13 protein-coding genes are annotated in these 20,140 nt (G+C 59.9%); 9 read left to right on the forward strand and 4 right to left on the reverse strand.

Annotated features, from left to right (window positions below; all coding sequences use genetic code 11):
- Positions 1 to 4: 4 nt before the first annotated feature.
- Both AB6803_RS07490 and AB6803_RS07495 read right to left on the reverse strand, forming a co-directional pair.
- The gene (locus AB6803_RS07490) at positions 5 to 1,225 is read right to left on the reverse strand and encodes an LL-diaminopimelate aminotransferase (protein WP_007690997.1); all 1,221 of its coding nucleotides are present in this window, start codon (positions 1,223 to 1,225) and stop codon (positions 5 to 7) included.
- Between the two features lie 222 nt (positions 1,226 to 1,447).
- Entirely contained in the window at positions 1,448 to 1,897 is a 450-nt protein-coding gene (locus tag AB6803_RS07495; protein WP_371108265.1) for a hypothetical protein, read from the reverse strand.
- A 159-nt stretch (positions 1,898 to 2,056) separates the two neighbouring features.
- Between AB6803_RS07495 and AB6803_RS07500 the strand changes: the two genes are divergently transcribed.
- The 9 genes from AB6803_RS07500 (at position 2,057) to AB6803_RS07540 (ending at position 18,425) form a co-directional block, all read left to right on the forward strand.
- Positions 2,057 to 3,904 (forward strand): PHA/PHB synthase family protein, encoded by a 1,848-nt coding sequence (locus AB6803_RS07500; RefSeq protein WP_371108266.1) that lies wholly within the window; start codon positions 2,057 to 2,059, stop codon positions 3,902 to 3,904.
- An 11-nt stretch (positions 3,905 to 3,915) separates the two neighbouring features.
- Positions 3,916 to 4,665, forward strand: a complete 750-nt coding sequence (gene sfsA / locus AB6803_RS07505; protein ID WP_371108267.1) for a DNA/RNA nuclease SfsA — start codon at positions 3,916 to 3,918, stop codon at positions 4,663 to 4,665.
- 2 nt (positions 4,666 to 4,667) lie between these two features.
- The gene (map, locus tag AB6803_RS07510) at positions 4,668 to 5,504 is read left to right on the forward strand and encodes a type I methionyl aminopeptidase (RefSeq protein ID WP_371108268.1); all 837 of its coding nucleotides are present in this window, start codon (positions 4,668 to 4,670) and stop codon (positions 5,502 to 5,504) included.
- Between the two features lie 3 nt (positions 5,505 to 5,507).
- Positions 5,508 to 6,359 carry a DNA repair protein RadC gene (radC, locus tag AB6803_RS07515; RefSeq protein WP_371108269.1) on the forward strand — a complete coding sequence of 284 codons (852 nt, stop codon included), beginning with the start codon at positions 5,508 to 5,510 and terminating at the stop codon, positions 6,357 to 6,359.
- A gap of 1,277 nt (positions 6,360 to 7,636) precedes the next feature.
- Positions 7,637 to 15,664 (forward strand): putative Ig domain-containing protein, encoded by an 8,028-nt coding sequence (locus AB6803_RS07520; RefSeq protein ID WP_371108270.1) that lies wholly within the window; start codon positions 7,637 to 7,639, stop codon positions 15,662 to 15,664.
- Between the two features lie 516 nt (positions 15,665 to 16,180).
- Positions 16,181 to 16,711: a phage tail protein gene (locus tag AB6803_RS07525; protein WP_371108271.1), complete on the forward strand. Its 531-nt coding sequence runs from the start codon at positions 16,181 to 16,183 to the stop codon at positions 16,709 to 16,711.
- Positions 16,712 to 16,747: 36 nt separating this feature from the next.
- On the forward strand, positions 16,748 to 17,278 hold the full coding sequence (locus AB6803_RS07530) for a phage tail protein (protein WP_371108272.1): 531 nt from the start codon (positions 16,748 to 16,750) through the stop codon (positions 17,276 to 17,278).
- Between the two features lie 29 nt (positions 17,279 to 17,307).
- A complete protein-coding gene (locus AB6803_RS07535) occupies positions 17,308 to 17,841 on the forward strand; it encodes a phage tail protein (protein WP_371108273.1) in 534 nt (177 codons plus the stop codon).
- Positions 17,841 to 18,425 carry an N-acetyltransferase family protein gene (locus AB6803_RS07540; protein ID WP_371108274.1) on the forward strand — a complete coding sequence of 195 codons (585 nt, stop codon included), beginning with the start codon at positions 17,841 to 17,843 and terminating at the stop codon, positions 18,423 to 18,425. Before AB6803_RS07535 ends, AB6803_RS07540 begins: the two co-directional genes overlap by 1 nt.
- Here the strand turns inward: AB6803_RS07540 and AB6803_RS07545 are convergent.
- Together AB6803_RS07545 and AB6803_RS07550 are read right to left on the reverse strand one after the other, a co-directional pair.
- Positions 18,418 to 18,762, reverse strand: a complete 345-nt coding sequence (locus AB6803_RS07545) for a hypothetical protein (protein WP_371108275.1) — start codon at positions 18,760 to 18,762, stop codon at positions 18,418 to 18,420. The two genes, AB6803_RS07540 and AB6803_RS07545, sit on opposite strands and share 8 nt — an antisense overlap.
- A gap of 225 nt (positions 18,763 to 18,987) precedes the next feature.
- A complete protein-coding gene (locus AB6803_RS07550; RefSeq protein ID WP_371108276.1) occupies positions 18,988 to 20,025 on the reverse strand; it encodes a hypothetical protein in 1,038 nt (345 codons plus the stop codon).
- Positions 20,026 to 20,140: the final 115 nt, after the last annotated feature.

The raw sequence follows: 20,140 nt of genomic DNA on the forward strand, positions 1-20,140 counted from the left end.
AAAATTAAGAACGATGAGCGTTCAGCGAAACCACATTATGCATGGTCTCATCCGCAGTCGAGAGGAAGCGCTTCAGATTGCGCGCCGCCTGACGGATGCGATGCTCGTTCTCGACGAGCGCGATACGAACGTAATCGTCGCCCATTTCGCCGAAGCCGATGCCCGGTGCGACTGCGATATCGGCCTTTTCGACCAGAAGCTTGGAGAACTCCAGCGAGCCGAGATGGCGGAACTTCTCCGGGATCTTCGCCCAGGCGAACATAGTTGCGGCCGGCGGCGGCACCTCGAAGCCAGCCTTGCCGAAGCTGTCGACCAGCACGTCGCGACGACGCTTGTAGATGCTGCGCACTTCCGCGATGTCGGAACCGTCACCGTTCAACGCATGGGTTGCTGCCACCTGGATCGGCGTGAAGGCGCCGTAATCGAGGTAGGACTTTACCCGCGTCAAGGCGGCGATGAGGCGCTCATTGCCAACCGCAAAGCCCATGCGCCAGCCGGGCATGGAGAAAGTCTTCGACATCGAGGTGAACTCGACGGTGACGTCCATCGCGCCCGGCACTTCGAGAACCGACGGCGGCGGGGTATCGTCGAAATAGATCTCCGAATAGGCGAGATCCGACAGCACGATGATGTCGTGCTTCTTGGCGAAGGCGACGACTTCCTTGTAGAAATCGAGCGTCGCGACATAGGCCGTCGGATTGGATGGGTAGTTGATGATCAGCGCCAGCGGCTTCGGGATCGAGTGGCGCACGGCGCGCTCGAGCGGCGGGAAGAAGCTGTCGTCCGGCTCGACCTGCATCGAGCGGATGACGCCGCCTGCCATCAGAAAGCCGAAGGCATGGATCGGATAGGTCGGGTTCGGGCAGAGGATAACGTCGCCGGGCGCCGTGATTGCCTGCGCCATATTGGCAAAGCCTTCCTTGGAGCCGAGGGTGGCGACCACCTGCGTATCCGGATTGAGCTTGACGCCGAAACGGCGGGCATAATAGGCGGCCTGCGCGCGGCGCAGACCGGGAATGCCCTTGGAGGAAGAATAGCGATGCGTGCGCGGGTCCTGGACCACTTCGCACAGCTTGTCGACGATCGCCTTGGGGGTCGGAAGGTCCGGATTGCCCATGCCGAGGTCGATGATGTCGGCCCCGCCCGCTCGCGCGCTGGCCTTCAAACGGTTGACCTGTTCGAAGACGTAAGGCGGCAAACGCCGGACTTTATGAAACTCTTCCATTTATTTCCCCATGGGACAGCGGCCCTTGCAACCGCAATGAAGTTCGTCGATCTCCCGGTGACCCGCGACACGAACTCCGGAATCGCGGCACCGCACTCAAGCTGACACGAAGGATACGGTGAATCTTGGGCGGTGACGAACGCAAAGCGTTCTCAACCAGGAAGAAACATCGAAATTCGGCCTATCCGAACGCTTTGCGTCCAAATCGCCTGAAACGCAAGGCTAATTCTGCGTCTGGCCGGGCTGCGCGCCCTGTTGCTGAATTTCCGACAGCGTATCCTGGCCGTGTTCGGCGGCAAGCTTGCGCATGTCGGCAACGCGCTTCTGGTATTCGGCCTCCGAAATCGTGCCGGCCTTGCGCTGCGCGCCGAGTGCTGTCAGCTGCTTGCCGATGTCGGATGCCTGCTGGTCGTTGATCTGGACATTCGCCGCGGTCGGCGGAGCGTTGAAGGAGGGATAGCCATCCTTATAATGCTGCTGCGTGCTGCCCTCATCGACGGGCTTGCCATCGACGGATCTCACCACCACGGCTTGCGGCGCCTGCTTGCGCTTGGCAAAGGCCGCCTTCTCCTCAGGGGTCGAGCAACCGGCGAGCGCCAGCGCGAGAATGCCGAACAAAGCACCGCTAAGTACGGAATACCGGTTTAGTCTTGCCACCATGCCGCCGCCCATATTGTCGTCCTGCCCTATTCCCTTGCTGTGGGATGCGACTGTTAAATTTGTCGCAGCGGCAAAGCAAGAGCAGGGTTGCGTTTCATTCGACTTGTATTCCTTTTCCCGCAAGATGTACAAATGGAAAACAAAAGAGATTTGCCGCCGGGAGGATGATGCGTGACCGACAGCAAGCGGGATAAAAGTGAAGGCAACGGCGCCTTTCCCGGTTTCGATCCGAAATCGGTCGAACCCTATATCGTCAGGGATCCTGAGGCGATGGCCGTGAACTTTGCCCGCGCGCTGGAAAACCTCGGCAAGGCCGCCTCCGCTTGGCTTGCACCGCGAGAACGCGGCGAAAAGGTCGATACCGTCGCCGACCCGGTTACCGATATGGTCAAGACGCTCTCCAAGATCGGCGAATACTGGCTTTCCGATCCTCGCCGGACGCTGGAGGCGCAAACCTATCTGCTGTCTGGCTATTTCGGCCTGTGGACGAAAACCATGCAGCGCCTCAGTGGCGATTCGCCTGCCGTGGCTGAAGCCGAGCCGATCAAGGACAAGCGCTTTGCCGACGAGGACTGGCAGAAGAACCCCTTCTTCGACTTTCTGCGTCAGACCTATCTGCTGACCGCCGGCTGGGCGGAGAAGCTGGTCACCGACGCCGAGGGGCTGGACGAGCACACGCGCCATAAGGCTGCGTTCTACACCAGACAGATCACCGCGGCGCTGTCGCCGGCCAATTTCATCGCCACCAATCCGCAGCTCTACCGGGAAACGGTCGCCTCCAATGCGGAGAACCTGGTGCGCGGCATGAAGATGTTTGCCGAGGACATCAGCGCCGGCCAAGGCGAACTGCGCGTGCGCCAGACCGACATGACGAAGTTCGTCGTCGGACGCGATATGGCGCTGACGCCGGGCAAAGTGATCGCGCAAAGCGATGTCTGCCAGGTCATCCAATATGACCCGGCAACGGAGAAGGTGCTGAAACGACCCCTGTTGATCTGCCCGCCCTGGATCAACAAATTCTACATTCTCGATCTCAATCCGCAGAAATCCTTCATCAAATGGTGCGTCGAACAGGGTCACACCGTCTTCGTCATTTCCTGGGTGAACCCGGATCGCCGCCACGCAGCCAAGGACTGGACGTCCTATGCGCGCGAAGGCATCGACTTCGCGCTGGAGACCGTCGAGAAGGCGACCGGCGAGACGGAAGTCAACGCCGTGGGATATTGCGTCGGCGGCACGCTGCTCGCTGCCACGCTCGCCCTGCATGCCAAGGAAAAGAACAAGCGCATCCGCACGGTGACATTCCTGACGACCCAGGTCGATTTCACCTTTGCCGGCGACCTTAAGATCTTCGTCGACGAGGAGCAGATCGAGGCGCTGGAAGAGCAGATGAACGCAATCGGCTATCTCGAAGGCTCGAAGATGGCGGCGGCTTTCAACATGCTGCGCGCCTCGGAGCTGATCTGGCCCTACTTCGTCAACAGCTATCTGAAGGGCCAGGATCCCCTGCCCTTCGATCTCCTGTTCTGGAACGCGGATTCCACGCGAATGGCCGCCGCTAACCATTCGTTTTATCTACGCAATTGCTATCTCGACAATGCGCTCAGCCAGGGCAAGATGGTGCTCGACGGCAAAAAGCTGTCGCTGAAGGACGTCAAGATCCCCGTCTATAATCTGGCGACGCGCGAGGATCATATCGCGCCGGCCAAATCCGTCTTCGTCGGCAGTCACTTCTTCGGCGGGCCGGTGGAATTCGTCGTGACCGGCTCCGGCCATATCGCCGGCGTCGTCAACCCTCCGGACAAGCACAAATACCAGTTCTGGACCGGCGGTCCGATCAAGGGCGAATACGATCAATGGCTGACAGAGGCTCAGGAAACCCCCGGTTCCTGGTGGCCGCACTGGCATGCCTGGATCCTCAAGCAGGACAGCCGCATGACCGATGCCCGCAAGCCTGGCGGCGCTGCCCTCAATGCTCTCGAGGAAGCACCCGGCAGCTTCGTGATGGAGCGCGCCTGAGCGGCATACCCATGCTCTTCAACCCGCCCCTCGTTCCCGCGCGGCTGATCGCCCGCTACAAGCGCTTTCTCTTCGACGCCGAGCTGGAGAGCGGCGGGATCATCACCGGTTCCTGCCCGAATACCGGCTCGATGCAGGGCCTGACGACGCCTGGGTCCCGGATCTGGCTGTCGGAGCACGACAGTCCAAAGCGGAAATACCGCCATGTCTTCGAGTTGATCGAGGCGGATGGCACCACGGTCGGGGTCAACACCGCGATGCCGAACCGCACGGCGGCGGAAGCCATTGCGCTTGGCCAAATCTCCGATCTCGGCGACTATACGACGGTGCGGCGCGAGCAGAATTACGGCCGCAATTCGCGCATCGACCTGCTCTTGACCGAGCCGCTCAGGACAACCACCTATGTCGAAGTCAAGAACGTGCATTTCATGCGCGAGCCGGGTCTTGCCGAATTTCCCGATACGGTCACGGCGCGTGGCGCCAAGCACCTTGAAGAACTGGGCGATATGGCGGATGCGGGGCACCGCGCCGTCATGCTGTTCGTGATCCAACGGCACGATTGCGACCGCTTTCGCGTCTGTGGCGATCTCGATGTGGTCTACGCCAACGCGTTCCAGCGGGCCTTGAAGCGCGGTGTCGAAGTCTACGCGCTGAAATGCAGGGTCTCGCCCACGGAAATAACGCCCGCAGGGTTGATCCCGATAGACGAACCCGGCATAGCTGCATTAAATAGCAAGTATAAAATTTCTGCTGAAGGCTGATCATGGTGAACTACATTGAGGCGGCGACCGCGCCGGCGAAAAATACGGGCGCAATCCGCCTCTACGGACCGGATGCCTTTGCGGGGATGCGCAAGGCCTGCCAGCTCACCGCCCGCTGCCTCGACGAACTCGCCGCGATCGTCGCGCCCGGCGTGCCGACCGATGTCATCGATCGCTTCGTGTTCGAATTCGGCATGGACCATGGCGCCTATCCGGCGACATTGAACTATCGCGGCTACACGAAATCCTCCTGCACCTCGATCAATCATGTGGTCTGCCATGGTATCCCCAACGACAAGCCACTGCGCGACGGCGATATCGTCAATATCGATGTGACCTATGTGCTCGATGGCTGGCATGGCGATTCCAGCCGCATGTATCCGGTCGGCGAAATCAAGCGCTCCGCGGAGCGGCTGCTGGAAGTGACCTACGAATCGCTGATGCGCGGCATTGCCGCCGTACGTCCCGGCGCCCGGACCGGCGCCATCGGCGAGGCGATCCAAACCTTTGCCGAAGCGGAGCGCTGCTCCGTGGTTCGCGACTTCTGCGGCCACGGCGTCGGCAGCCTCTTCCATGATTCTCCGAACATTCTGCATTACGGCCGTGCCAGCGAAGGCCCGGAGATGCGCGAAGGCATGATCTTCACCATCGAGCCGATGATCAATCTCGGCCGGCCGCATGTGAAGGTGCTCGGCGACGGTTGGACCGCCGTCACCCGCGACCGCTCGCTCTCGGCGCAATACGAACACACCATCGGCATCACGGCCACGGGCTGCGAGATCTTCACCCTGTCGCCCGGCGGTCTCGACCGTCCCGGCCTGCCGCCGCTGCGGGCATAGTTCATGGCGAAACGCCCCGCTCCTTCCTCTGGACATGGTGACATGCCCTTCGATGGCGGCGGGGCAACGGATGAGCTTGAGGACGCATCGCTTTTCGACGAGCGACTGTTCTTTGCTCCTCAGGCCGCCAAGTCCACCCGAAGCGATAAACCGGCGAAACCGCCAAGCGCGCCAACTACGCCCGAGGCCCATTATCACGGCCATCGCGAGCGCCTGCGCAATCGGTATCGCGATAGCGGCGATACGGCGCTCGCCGATTACGAAATCCTCGAGCTGCTGCTCTTCCGACTCATTCCGCGCCGCGATACCAAGCCGATCGCCAAGGCGCTGCTTACGCGCTTCGGCACACTCGGCGGCGTCTTCGGTGCATCGACCAATCTGCTACAGGAGGTGAACGGCGTCGGCGAAGCCGTGGCGCTGGACCTGAAGCTGGTGGCAAGCGTTGCGCAGCGCATGCTGAAGAGCGAGCTGACGGGCAAACCAGTGCTCTCCTCCTGGAAGGCGCTGATCGATTATTGTCACACCGCGATGGCGCACGAGACGCGCGAACAATTCCGCATTCTGTTTCTCGACAAGCGCAACGCGCTGATCGCCGATGAGGTGCAGGGCATGGGCACGGTCGACCACACACCGGTCTATCCGCGCGAGGTGGTCAGGCGAGCGCTCGAACTCTCTGCCACGGCCGTGATTCTCGTCCACAACCATCCTTCGGGCGACCCGACGCCCTCGCGCGCGGATATCGACATGACGAAGACGATCGTCGACACCGCCCGCCCCCTGGGTATCGCCATTCACGATCATATTATCATCGGCAAGAGCGGCCATGTCAGTTTCAAGGCCTTGCGATTGTTCTAAATCGCCTCAATTTTTCATAAGAATATACATCAGAATATTATTACATACTATTGTTTATAATCACATTTCGTCACGCAAATAGCGTCGACTGGATGGCGCGGAAAAGGGCGTCAACACGATCACAGATAGGATCGGACGGGAGCGCCTTGCCTGTGAAATCAAACCGAGAAGATCCTCGAATGGATACAGCCGATTTATGAGCGCCGTGCCTGGTCGATGGTGGATCAAAATCGAGTCACCGCAGAGTCGAACTCCGCCGTGTGCCTATACGGGATCACGGGCTCTACGCTGGCGGAAAGATACGTCATCTGTGGCACAGCGAACCAGGGCAAGTAGCCGGCGAGACATGCTCCTTCCGATGTATGGTCTTCCCACAATACGCCTGTGACTGCGTTCGACTTAGCGACGGGATCGACTGCACCTTTGCGTTGACTGATTCTGCCCTGGAAGATGCTCGCCCGTAAACTTGCCTTCACCTGTCGAAAGCCTCGCATGCCGTGTGGAATACGGTGAAATCCGCATTGTTGCTAATATACAACATATGATTGAATAATGATTTCATAATGCTCCATCTTAAGAATTTTCGAAAATAGAAAATTGCCTTTCAAGTCGCTTCCGATAGTACTGTTATCGAGTTGAGGGGCGTCAGCCAAAATATGGGCCGACAAGTACAAGAGCAACTTCCTGCTTTTTTGCAGTGGAGCGCGCTCGGTCTTTGGGTTGGGCAAATGAAAAGCGAAGAGAAGCTGGACACTGGACCTGCCGGAAGTGAACCGCGGCTTGGGGGCGAAGGTTTAATCTCGCGAAATGACCTGGTCAGAGTTCAGATGCATTGGATAATGCAGATGGCGGGACTGACCTCTAAAGTAGCCACGAAGTCAATAAGTGCCATCGCATACGCTCATACGTTGCTGTTCAAGATCGCGCTGCTTACTACTTTATTCTGCATTGGTTTCTCGCTGGCAACTCCGGGCATGGCTTACGCTGCTTGCTCCACCTTTAATTTCCCCGATGCGCATACGACGCCTTCAACAAGCCCAATGCTCGCTGGAAGTTCGATTAACGTCAACATCGGCTCTCAGTGCGATGCCTTTGGCCTTAATCCCATTACCGACCCAAGCGTAACCTCTCCGCAGCATGGCTCGATAAGCGCCTTCAACGCCTCTGCCGGGACGTTCACCTACACAAACAATGGCGACGGAGCCACCAGCGACCACTTCATCCTGGTAGATGCGAGCGGAAATCCTTTCACAATCAACGTAGCCATTGCGTCAAGCGTGGCGCCACCCGTTAGCGGTCCAGTCAGCCTGATTGTGAACTACGGCAGCAGTGCAAATCCGGTTACGCTAAACCTGTCGGGAGGAGCCGCTTCGTCCGTAGCCGTTGCGACCCAAGCGTCGCACGGAACCGCTTCGGCCAGCGGCACTTCAATCACCTATACCCCGACATCAGGCTATGCCGGCGCGGATAGTTTCACCTATACCGCGACCAATGCCGGCGGGACGTCCGCTCCGGCAACGGTGACGATAACCGTCAACGCTCCAACAATCTCGGTTAGCCCATCGACACTGCCAGCTGGGGCTGTCGGGTCTGCCTATAGCCAGACCGTCAGTACCGCCGGCGGCGCCGCCCCCTATACTTATTCGCTTACCGCCGGCGCTCTTCCGGCCGGTTTGAGCCTGTCGACGACGACCGGCGCACTCTCCGGCACGCCAACGGCAGGAGGCACGTTCAATTTTACCATCAGATCGACGGATAGCTCGACCGGAACAGGCGCGCCATTCTCCGGTTCCAGGGCCTACAGCCTGACCATTGCGGCGCCGACGATCACGATAGCACCGACGACCCTGCCGGCTGCGACCGTTGCGGCTGCCTACAGCCAGACCGTCACGGCATCCGGCGGCACCAATTCCTATAGTTTTGCGATCACCGCCGGTGCCCTCCCCGCAGGTCTCACCTTGTCTTCGGCCGGCACTCTGACCGGTACGCCAACGGCAGGGGGCACCTTCAACTTCACCGTCACTGCAACGGACAGCTCCACCGGGGCTGGACCATTCACCGGTTCAAGAGCTTACAGTTTGAGTGTTTCCGCGCCGACGATCACGATCGCGCCGACGACCCTGCCAAACGGCACGGCCGGAACCGCCTATAGTCAAACAGTCACAGCCTCGGGAGGCACCGGTTCCTACACCTATGCGATTACGGCCGGCACCCTACCAACTGGCCTGACGTTTTCCTCGGGCGGCACCCTCTCGGGCACGCCGACGGCCTCCGGAACGTTCAACTTCACTGTCACGACGACGGACAGTTCCACGGGTACAGGTCCCTTTACGGGCACGCAAACCTATAGCGTGGTAATTTCCGCACCGACGATCACGGTCGCACCGGCAACGCTGCCGGCCGGCACAGCCGGAACCGCCTATAGCCAGACCATCACGGCCTCGGGCGGCACCGGCCCTTATAGCTATAGCCTGTCGTCTGGCGCCCTTCCCGTTGGCGTGTCGTTTTCCTCGGCCGGCGTGCTCTCCGGTACACCGACGACGTCCGGGACCTTCAACTTCACCGTCGTCGCGACGGACGATAACGCGTTTACCGGCTCCAGAGCCTATAGCGTAACCATCGGCGCGCCGACGATCACGATCGCACCGGCAACGCTGCCGGCGGCGACCGTAGCCTCGGCCTACAGCCAGACCATCGCGGCTTCGGACGGCACCGCTCCCTATAGCTACGCGATCAGCGCCGGCGCCCTGCCGGCCGGCCTTACCCTATCGTCAGCCGGCACCCTTTCCGGAACGCCGACGGCATCGGGCACATTCAACTTCACCGTCACCGCGACGGACAGCTCGACCGGAACCGGCGCCCCATTCACCGGCTCCAGGGCCTACAGCCTGGCGGTGAGTGTCCAGCCTCCGATCGCGGGCAGTGTTACCGCAACGGTTGCCGCCAACTCATCGAACAATCCGATCACCCTCGACGTCACCGGTGGAGCTGCGACCTCGGTCGCGATCGCAACTGGAGCCGGGCATGGAACGGCGACCGCATCGGGAACCTCGATCACCTATACGCCGACGCCGGGCTATGCCGGCGCGGACAGCTTTACCTATACCGCAACGAATGCCTCCGGCACGTCTGTGCCGGCAACGGTCAGCATAACGGTTTCCGCGCCGACGATCTCACTCGGCCCGTCCTCTCTGCCCGCGGGTACGGTCGCGACCGCCTATAGCCAAACAGTCACGGCCTCGGGCGGCACCAGCCCCTATAGCTATGGTGTTACCGCGGGTGCCTTGCCGCCCGGCCTGACGCTCTCATCCACGGGCGCCCTTTCCGGCACCCCGACGGCGGCGGGCACGTTCAATTTCACTATCGCCGCGACAGATAGCTCGACGGGGACGGGACCATTCACCGGGTCCAGAGCCTACAGCGTGGCAATCAGCGTCCAGCCTCCGATCGCGGGCAGTGTTGCGGCAACGGTTGCGCCGAATTCGTCGAGCAATCCCATCACGCTCAATATCACGGGCGGAGCAGCGGCCTCGGTTGCGATCGCGACCGGAGCCGGGCATGGAACGGCAACCGCCTCAGGCACATCGATCACCTATACACCGACGCCAGGCTATGCCGGCTCAGACAGCTTCACCTATACCGCAACGAACGCTTCCGGGACGTCGGCGCCGGCAACGGTCAACGTGACGGTATCCGCGCCGACGATCTCGCTCAGCCCATCCACATTGCCGTCTGGTTCGGTTGCCACTGCCTACAGCCAGACCGTCACGGCATCCGGCGGCACCAGCGCCTACACCTATGCTGTCACTGCCGGCGCACTTCCAACGGGCCTGACGCTGTCGTCCGCGGGCGCTCTCTCCGGCACGCCAACAGCAGGCGGTACGTTCAACTTCACCGTCACGGCAACCGACAGCTCGACCGGGACGGGACCGTTCACAGGGTCCAGGGCCTATAGCCTGGTCGTTGCCGCCCCAACGATCTCGATCTCGCCTGCAACGCTTCCGGGCGTCGCGTTGAACAGTGCCTACAGCCAGACAGTCACGGCCTCGGGAGGTCTGGCTCCTTATAGTTTCTCGGTCACCGCAGGCGCACTTCCGGCCGGTTTGACACTGTCATCGGCCGGTACGCTATCCGGAACCCCGACGGCGGCGGGCACCTTCAACTTCACCGTCACTGCGACAGACAGCTCGACGGGTACGGGACCGTTCACCGCGTCCAGAGCTTATAGCCTGGTGGTGACGGCCCATCCGCCGATCGCGGGTAATGTTACTGCAACCGTTGCGCCGAATTCGTCGAACAATCCCATCACCCTCAACATCACGGGCGGGGCTGCAACTTCGGTTGCTGTTGGCACGCCGGCGAGCCACGGCACTGCAACTGCCTCGGGCACCACCATCACCTATACACCGACACCAGGTTATAGTGGTTCGGACAGCTTCACCTACACCGCCGCCAATGCCGACGGCACGTCGGCGCCTGCGACGGTCAGCGTAGCGGTATCCGCACTGACGATCTCACTCGGTCCATCCTTTCTACCAGCGGGCACGGCGAGCACAGCCTACAGCCAGACCATCACCGCATCCGGTGGCACCAGCCCCTATAGCTACGCGATCACCGCCGGTGCCTTGCCGGCTGGCCTCACTCTATCGCCAGCCGGAACCCTCTCCGGTACGCCGACGGCGGCAGGCACGTTCGACTTCACCGTCACCGCGACGGACAGTTCGACGGGCGCGGGACCGTTCACCGGGTCCAGAGCTTATAGCCTGATCGTGAACGCCCAGCCCACTGTTGCGGGCGGTGTTACGGTGACGGTTGCGCCGAATTCGTCGAACAATCCCATTACCCTCAACATCACGGGTGGGACTGCGACCTCGGTTGCTGTCGGCACGCAAGCGAGCCATGGGACGGCGACCGCATCGGGCACGTCGATCACCTATACGCCAACACCAGGTTATGCCGGCTCGGACAGCTTCACCTATACCGCCAGCAATGCCGCCGGCACGTCTGCGCCGGCAACGGTCAGCGTGACGGTATCCGCACCGACGATCTCACTCGGCCCATCCTCCCTGCCGGCGGGCGTTGCCGGGGCAACCTATAGCCAGACCATCACGGCCTCAGGCGGCACCAGCCCCTATAGCTATAGCATTACCGCAGGCGCTTTGCCGGCCGGTCTCACACTGTCATCCGCAGGCACTCTCTCCGGAACGCCGACGGCAGGAGGCGCCTTCAACTTCACCGTCAAGGCCACGGACAATTCAACCGGAACGGGCGCCCCGTTTACCGCCTCCAAAGCCTACAGCCTGACGATTGCCGCACCGTCGATCACAATCAGCCCGTCCGCATTACCGTCTGGGTCGGTTGCGGCGGCCTACAGCCAGACCATCACAGCCTCGGGCGGCGTCGGCTCCTATAGCTATGCGGTTACGGCGGGGGCACTTCCGGCCGGTCTGACGCTGTCCTCAGCCGGTATTCTTTCCGGCACGCCAACTGCGGGCGGGACCTTCAACGTCACCATCACGGCGACGGACAGTCTCTCGTTCACCGGCTCGCAGGCCTACAGCGTAACCATCGGCGCGCCGACGATCACGATAGCACCGGCAACACTGCCGGCTGCGACCGTAGCCTCGGCCTACAGCCAGACCATCGCGGCTTCGGGCGGCACCGCTCCCTATAGCTACGCGATCAGCGCCGGCGTCCTGCCGGCCGGCCTTACCCTGTCGTCAGCCGGCACCCTTTCCGGAACGCCGACGGCATCGGGCACATTCAACTTCACCGTCACGGCAACCGACAGCTCGACCGGGACGGGACCGTTCACCGGTTCGCGCGCCTACAGCCTGGTGGTCAGCGCCCAACCTCCTATCGCGGGCAATGTCACGGCAACGGTTGCGCCGAATTCGTCGAGCAATCCCATCACGCTCAATATCACGGGCGGAGCAGCGGCCTCGGTTGCGATCGCGACCGGAGCCGGGCATGGAACGGCGACCGCCTCAGGCACATCGATCACCTATACGCCGACGCCGGGCTATGCCGGCGCGGACAGCTTCACCTATACCGCAACGAATGCCTCCGGCACGTCTGTGCCGGCAACCGTCAGCATAACGGTTTCCGCGCCGACCATCGCGATAGCGCCGGCAACGCTACCGGCTGCAACCATAGCTGCTGCCTATAGTCAATCCATCACAGCATCCGGCGGCACTAGCCCGTACACCTATACGGTCACTGCCGGCAGTCTTCCCGCCGGTTTGGCTCTCTCATCCGCGGGTATCCTGTCGGGCACGCCAACCTCGGCGGGCTCGTTCAACTTCACTGTCACGGCGACGGACAGCTCGACCGGCTCCGGACCATTCACCGGTTTGCGCGCCTATAGCCTGGCGGTCAGCGGCCAACCTCCTATCGCCGGCAATGTTACGGCAACGGTTGCGCCGAATTCGTCGAACAATCCGATCACGCTCAATATCACAGGTGGGGCTGCGATTTCGGTTGCTGTCGGCACACAGGCAAGCCATGGGACGGCGACCGCATCGGGTACGTCGATCACTTATAGGCCGACACCAGGTTATGCCGGATCGGACAGTTTCACCTATACCGCAACGAACGCTTCCGGCACCTCCGCACCGGCAACGGTCAGCGTAACGGTTTCCACGCCGACGATCTCGCTCAGCCCATCCACATTGCCGTCTGGGTCGGTTGCCGCCGCCTACAGTCAATCCATCACGGCGTCCGGCAGCACCGGCCCCTACACCTATGCGGTTACCGCCGGCGCACTTCCGACCGGTTTGACGCTCTCATCCGCGGGCGCCCTGTCCGGCACGCCAACTTCGGCCGGCTCGTTTAACTTCACCGTCACCGCGACGGACAGCTCGACCGGGGCCGGCGCGCCGTTCACCGGGTCCAGGGCCTATAGCCTGACTGTTACCGCACCGACGATCACGATAGCGCCGGCAACGCTTCCGGCTGCTGCCGTTGCTGCGGCCTACAGCCAGACCATTACGGCGTCCGGCGGCACCGGCGCCTACACCTATGCGGTCACTGCTGGCGCACTTCCGGCCGGTCTGACACTCTCGTCAGCGGGTGCTCTGTCCGGCACCCCGACGGCGGCGGGCACCTTCAACTTCACCGTCACCGCAACCGACAGCTCGGCCGGTTCGGGACCATTCACGGGGTCGCGCGCCTATAGTCTGGCGGTCAGCGCCCAGCCTCCGGTCGCGGGCAATGTTGCAGCAACCGTTGCCGCCAATTCATCGAACAACCCCATTACCCTCAACATCACGGGTGGAGCAGCGATTTCGGTTGCGATCGCAACCGGAGCCGGCCATGGGACGGCGACCGCCTCGGGAACATCGATCACCTACACGCCGACGCCAGGCTATAGCGGTTCGGACAGCTTCAGCTATACCGCCACAAACGCCTCCGGCACGTCTGCACCGGCAACGGTGACGATTACGGTCACTCCGCCGACACTTTCATTGTCGCCGGCGAGCGGCGCCTTGTCGGCCGGCATGGTCGGCACGGCGTATAATCAGACCGTGACCGCTTCGGGTGGAACCAGCCCCTATAGCTACAGCGCCACCGGCACGCTGCCGGCCGGGCTGACGCTTAACCATTCGACGGGTGCGATCACCGGTACGCCAACGACGACGGGCAATTACAGCTTCTCCGTCACAGCGACCGACGCCAACAACGTTACCATCTCGGCGGCCTATACGATCGCGATTGCACCGCCGCCAGCGACCTTCGTGTTCAGTCCGTCCGGCGGGGCTCTGGCCGACGCCATGGCGGGTGAAGCCTACAGCCAGCAGATCTCGGCAACCGGCGGAACCGGCGTCAAGATCTACAGCCTGGCCTCCGGCAGCCTGCCGAACGGCATGGTGCTCAATATCTCGACCGGTCAGCTGACCGGTCCCCTCGCAAGCGGCACGCAAGGGGACTACAGCTTTACAATCGGGGTCCGCGACAGCAATGGCGCAACCGGCACGGCCTCCTATACGCTGAAGGTGAAGACCCAATCCGTCACCGTTCAGGATCAGGTCGTCAACGTGCCGGGCGGATCGACGCCGGCCGACGTCTATCTCAATCGCGGTGCGACAGGCGGTCCTTTCACCAACGCCATCCTCGCCTTTGTGGAACCTGCCAATGCCGGCACGGCGACGATCATCCGGGGTCAACTGGCGCAGGCAGGACCTGCCACGGCCCCCGCCGGCTGGTATCTCCACTATACGATGAACCCGGGCTATTCCGGACAAGTCCGTGTCGGCTTCAAGCTCGTCAGCGCGCTCGGCACCTCGAACACCGGCACGATCACCTATAATATCAGCTATGACGCCGGCAAAGTTGCCGAGGATATCGACAGGCTGGTGCACGACTTCGTGCAATCTAGGCAGAACATGATCGCCAACACGATCGAGGTGCCGGGCCTTCTCCAGCGCCGGCAGATGCAGAAGGCGACCGATCCCATCACCGCACGCATGATGCCGTCGGAAGAGGGCATGACGCTCGGTTTCTCCACCAGCCTGACACAAATGCGTGCGGCCGGTGGCGATCCGGATGCGGCCTCGGCGCCGTTGAACGTCTGGATCGACGGCGCATACCTCGCCCATAGCGACAAGAGCAAGGACGACCGCACCAACAAATGGGGCAGCTTCGCCATGGTCAGCATGGGCGCGGACTATCTGCTCTCCGACAAGGCGCTGATCGGCCTTTCCTTCCACTATGACCGCATGACCGACCCGACCGACGAGGATGCCGAGCTGACCGGCAATGGCTGGCTTGCCGGACCCTATGCCTCGCTGGAGATCGGCAAGGGCGTATTCTGGAACGGCAGCCTGCGCTACGGCGGCTCGAACAACACTATCGACACCCAATTCTGGGACGGCACGTTCAAGACGACACGCTGGATGGCCGACACCTCGATCGAAGGAGAATGGTATCTCGACGAGGCGACAACGCTCTCGCCCAAATTGCGGGCGATCTATTTCTCGGAAAAGGTCGACGATTACAGCGTCAAGAACAGCGCCGGCGATACAATCGACATAGACGGCTTCAACGAGGATCAGTTCCGCGTCAGCTTAGGTGCGGAAATCGCCCGGTCATTCATGCTGGAGAACGGCACCAGGCTGACGCCGAAGCTTGGGCTCACCGGCGGTTTCTCCGCCCTCGACGGCGACGGCGCCTTCGGTGCGGTCAAGGTCGGGCTGAGCATGCAGACCACAAACTTCTGGATGCTCGACACCAGCATCCTCTTCAATATCGAAGGCGATGGCCAAAAATCCGTCGGTGCGAAAGTCGCCGCATCGAAGAAGTTTTAGAAGATGCCTCAGAGCTCCGCCGGGTCGATCAAATCATGGCGGAGCGAGTTGAGCGGACCGGCTCAGCTCCCCGATATTCGGTGTGAATGGATTGTCCTGCTCGCCATGAGAAGGGTCTCCCGCGCCCTTCGGTGAAAACCTTCCGATCTGATCACGATGGAGCATCGCGCTAGGCAAGCATTTAGGGAGTGCTGATTGAATAGATTATGCTCGCGACGATGAACAATGAACCTATATACGGGACGATTGGCCATCCCCGATTGTACAACCCGATCACATCGAAGAGCCCCGGAGCATCTTCGTCTCTGTGTTTAAATTTCAGCAACCACTTAACCGAATGATATTTTATTGTTTTTCTAATTTTTCTCAACCAATCAGCAATTCTTGGTTTTTTTAAAAATTGTAAGAACTAGCTACGAACTTTTATACCTAAGATGGTCAAATTTGTTCTTGATTTTAGCGTACTGATTGTATGATGATGTAATTTAAGATAATTAGAATATTCAGGAGCATGGTATGTCAGAAGTCTTTCTCGGCCAGATTATGCTTGCAGGATTTTCGTTTGCGCCCAAGGGCTTTGCCCAGTGCAACGGCCAGATTCTTCCCATTAGCCAGAACCAGGCCTTGTTCTCATTGTTGGGCACCATTTACGGCGGAAATGGACAGACGACTTTTGCCTTGCCCAATATGCAGAGCCGCACGCCAGTCGGATTTGGGGCGTCTTCCGATTCCGCGTGGCAGCCTACGCCTTACCTGATGGGTGAAACCGGCGGCGTCGAAACCGTGACGCTGCTCACGCAGCAATTGCCCCAGCACATTCATCTGGCGACCGGAACGACCAGCAACGGCACTATCCGCAATCCGGGCAATGCGCTCTATGGGACCAACAGCGCCAATATCTACGGTGCGTCCGGTGGCGCCCAGGTTGTGCTGTCGAGCCAGACCGTAACACCAGCCGGCAACGGCCAGCCTCATGACAATATGCAGCCTTACGACGTGATAAATTATTGCATTGCGCTGTCCGGAATTTATCCGTCCCGCGGCTGATCATCTCTTATCAACCTATTGTTCGGAGGATCAACGATGAGTACTCCCTATGTCGGAGAAATCCGGTTGTTCGGCTTTTCCCGGGTGCCCACCGGGTGGCTGCCCTGCAACAATTCTTTACAACCGATTTCCGAATATGAAGTACTGTTCATGCTGATCGGGACGACGTATGGCGGCGATGGACAAACCACGTTTGCGACCCCCAATCTTAGTGGACGCGTACCGATGCATCAGGGCACCGGGCCAGGCTTGTCGACCTATGTGATCGGTCAATCCGCCGGTAGCGAAAACATCACGCTTCTGCCCACACAAATGCCGGCACACACACATCCGTATCTTGCCACCACAGGCCCCGCGAACGCTACAGCCGTAAGCTTGTCCGTCGAGCTCGCTGCAATTACCGGGGATACGATGTACGCCACGGACATTAGCGGCGCCACCCCGATCAGAACATCGCAGGCTGCAACACAGACAGCCGGGTCGACGATCATGCATGACAATACGATGCCGACGCTGACGGTGCAGTATTGCATCGCATATGCCGGTATCTTTCCCACGCAGAGCTGAACCGCGCCTCATCCATCAAGGACATTGCTATGACACAACCTTTTCTTGGCGAGATCCAACTGTTCGGTTTCAACTTCCCTCCCCAGGGTTGGGCGTCATGTAGCGGTACGACGCTCCCGATCCAGCAGAACAGCGCGCTGTTTTCTCTGCTCGGCACCCAGTATGGCGGCAATGGCACTACAACATTCCAGTTGCCCAACTTTGCCAACCGTGCTGGTTGCAACCAAGGTCAAGGCGCGGGTCTGACACGACGATCTATCGGCGAAACCTTTGGCAGCAACGCCATAACGCTGACGCAGGCGGAGATGCCGGCACATATGCATTCCTTGACCATCTATAATCAGGGCGACTCCTCCAAGCGCGCTGCCTCGCCCAGTGCCGGCGACGCGCTGAGCGTGCCGAATTCGAGCAGTCCGTTTCTCCCCAATGCCCAACCAAACACGCAGTTTGCACAAAACGTTATCGGCGTTGGAGGTGGGAGCCAGCCGCATGAAAACCGTCAGCCCTATCTCGCGGTCAACTTCAGCATCGCGCTGAACGGCGTATATCCATCCTTCGGCTGATGACCGGCGCAGTGACAGGCCAGCTACCGGATTTTCCTGCTCGAGCAGGTCACGATCAGGTCTGCGTTCCTGCATGCATCCTGCGTCCCGCAACGCTGGACGATCTTCCATTTCTACGCCGGCTTTACCATTCGTTCCGGAAGGATGAACTGGCTCAGATACCGTGGTCGCAAGACGAAAAACAGGCATTTCTGGACCAGCAATTTAATCTCCAGCATCGCTATTACATTGCCGCCTTCCCGCAAACGGACTTCCTGATCATCGAGAAGGACGGCATCCAGATCGGCCGCCTTTACATCGATATCGGCGCGGATATCTGGCATATTATCGATATCGGCTTTCTACCCGAATGGCGCCGTCTGGGCCTGGGCTCCGCGACACTGAAAGCCATTCAAGATGCGGCAACCGCCGGGAATAACCGGGGGATCGTCCTGCATGTCGATCGAAACAACAGACGCGCATATGACCTTTATCGGGCCTTGGGATTCAATGACATTGAATCCACTGATACCCACATACGCATGGAATGGCTCTCGCACCAGCTCCTGTCGGAACTGAGGAGTGAATCGTCAGGCGTCAATTGAAGACTGCCTGATAGATGATCCCGTCCTTGTCTCTGGCGACCGGCACCAGGAAGATGTCGAGAATTCCAAGTGTGGCGTTGTTCAGCCTGTAAATCTGTTGTGGCAACAGAACTTTTGAGCCACTGCGGAACAGCAATGAAAATGGCGCTCTCATCATTCCCGTGAAACCCTGTTCGGGCAAGGGCCGCGCCTCGGTCAGCGTCAGAACAAGGGACCCTGTCCCCATATCGATCTCGAACCCCTCCCCGACAGAGCGGGCGAAATGATCCAGCGTTACAATCGCCATCCCAACCCCAATTGCTTGTTCACGCCCCGATCGCATGACTTTATGAGTCATGTCTTTAATTCAAGTCTATCAAGAGATAGGGGAGAAGCAAGCAGCCACTCCCCGAGACCAGTGTCTCCGCAGCGGATTTCCAATGCTGCCGAGGATGAGGTCCAACCACCTGGGAGACCAGGATGTCCTCGTCCCGCCCTTCGACAGGTTTTCAAACCGGATCAGCCGCCACAGCTTGACGCCTGACGGCTGACCATATCCAAACTCCCGGCAATCCTGGAAGGCTCAGGTCTTCAGGGCCTTCAGAAGATAATCGAACTGCCACTTCACGATCGTCTTTTCCCTGGCGGTCCCGGCGACAGCCAACTGTCCGCAGGAGGCCGCTTGAACCAGTGCGGCACCGGTGTTCATGTAGACGCAGGCAAGAATTGCCTCGATCGCCGCGACTTTCGTTCCATCAACAGATGAGGCTCGGCCGTTCAGCATCAACACCTTGAATCGTTCGAGCTCATCGACGAGTCTTGTCAAGATTTTTGAGCTGCCGCCGGGATACTTCTTCAATTCTTCAATGGTCTCAACAGCAACGCCATAGGCCTCAGCATTGGGCTTCAGCACATCGACAACATCATTGGCAAAATCAACCGCGACGAGAAACGCGGTCTGACTGGGTACGATATTGGCAAGGCCCACGAAACGGACGACATCTGCCTTGTTGACATTCGCGGGAGCCGCAGTGAGGACATCGAGAGCAGTTGCCTTGGTCTTTCCATTGAAGATCTTGACCAACTCAGGCCCCGGGATGGCGCCACAAGAGATACTCCGTGCTGCGGTGACGATATCAATCCACGGTAGTTCGACGGCTTTTTTCGCGTTAAGTCGCCGCTCGATGGAGGCTGAGAAGTCAACCTCAACCACCGCTGCATTACTTGTAGCCAGCCCGATTGCGAAATAAGCCGTGACGGAACTGCCGGAACTAGGAAAGGAAACGACATTCACATAACCGTCGTCCGTTTCCTGAGCACTATAATTGCTCATCCCGGGGCCGGACATATTAAGCCCACCGGAATTTGCGCCGGTGTAGGGAATATCGAAGTTGATCGTCAGATATGTCTGATTATCGCTGAAGTAATAGACGACCGAGCCCTGGGTTCCCGTGGCCGAGCCTTTGGCCCCTTCGGCATAGAAGGTGGCGGTCTGACCACTGGCAATCTGAGTGGGAGGATTGTTGCCCCACTTTCCCCAGGAAAGATTGTTAGAATTCAAGGTCAGTATACCACTGGTCGTGTTTTTCACATTCATGTGGCATTGCATATTCTCAGACATGATTGCCTCCTCGTGTGTGAATCAATCGCCTCAGGACTGAACCCGGTTTCTCCGATCGGAGCGGCGCTCTTCCGTCGGTATGCGGAAACGTTTTTTCATGCGCCATGCCGGAAAT

Source organism: Rhizobium sp. RCC_161_2, assembly GCF_041355235.1.
Taxonomy (GTDB): domain Bacteria; phylum Pseudomonadota; class Alphaproteobacteria; order Rhizobiales; family Rhizobiaceae; genus Rhizobium.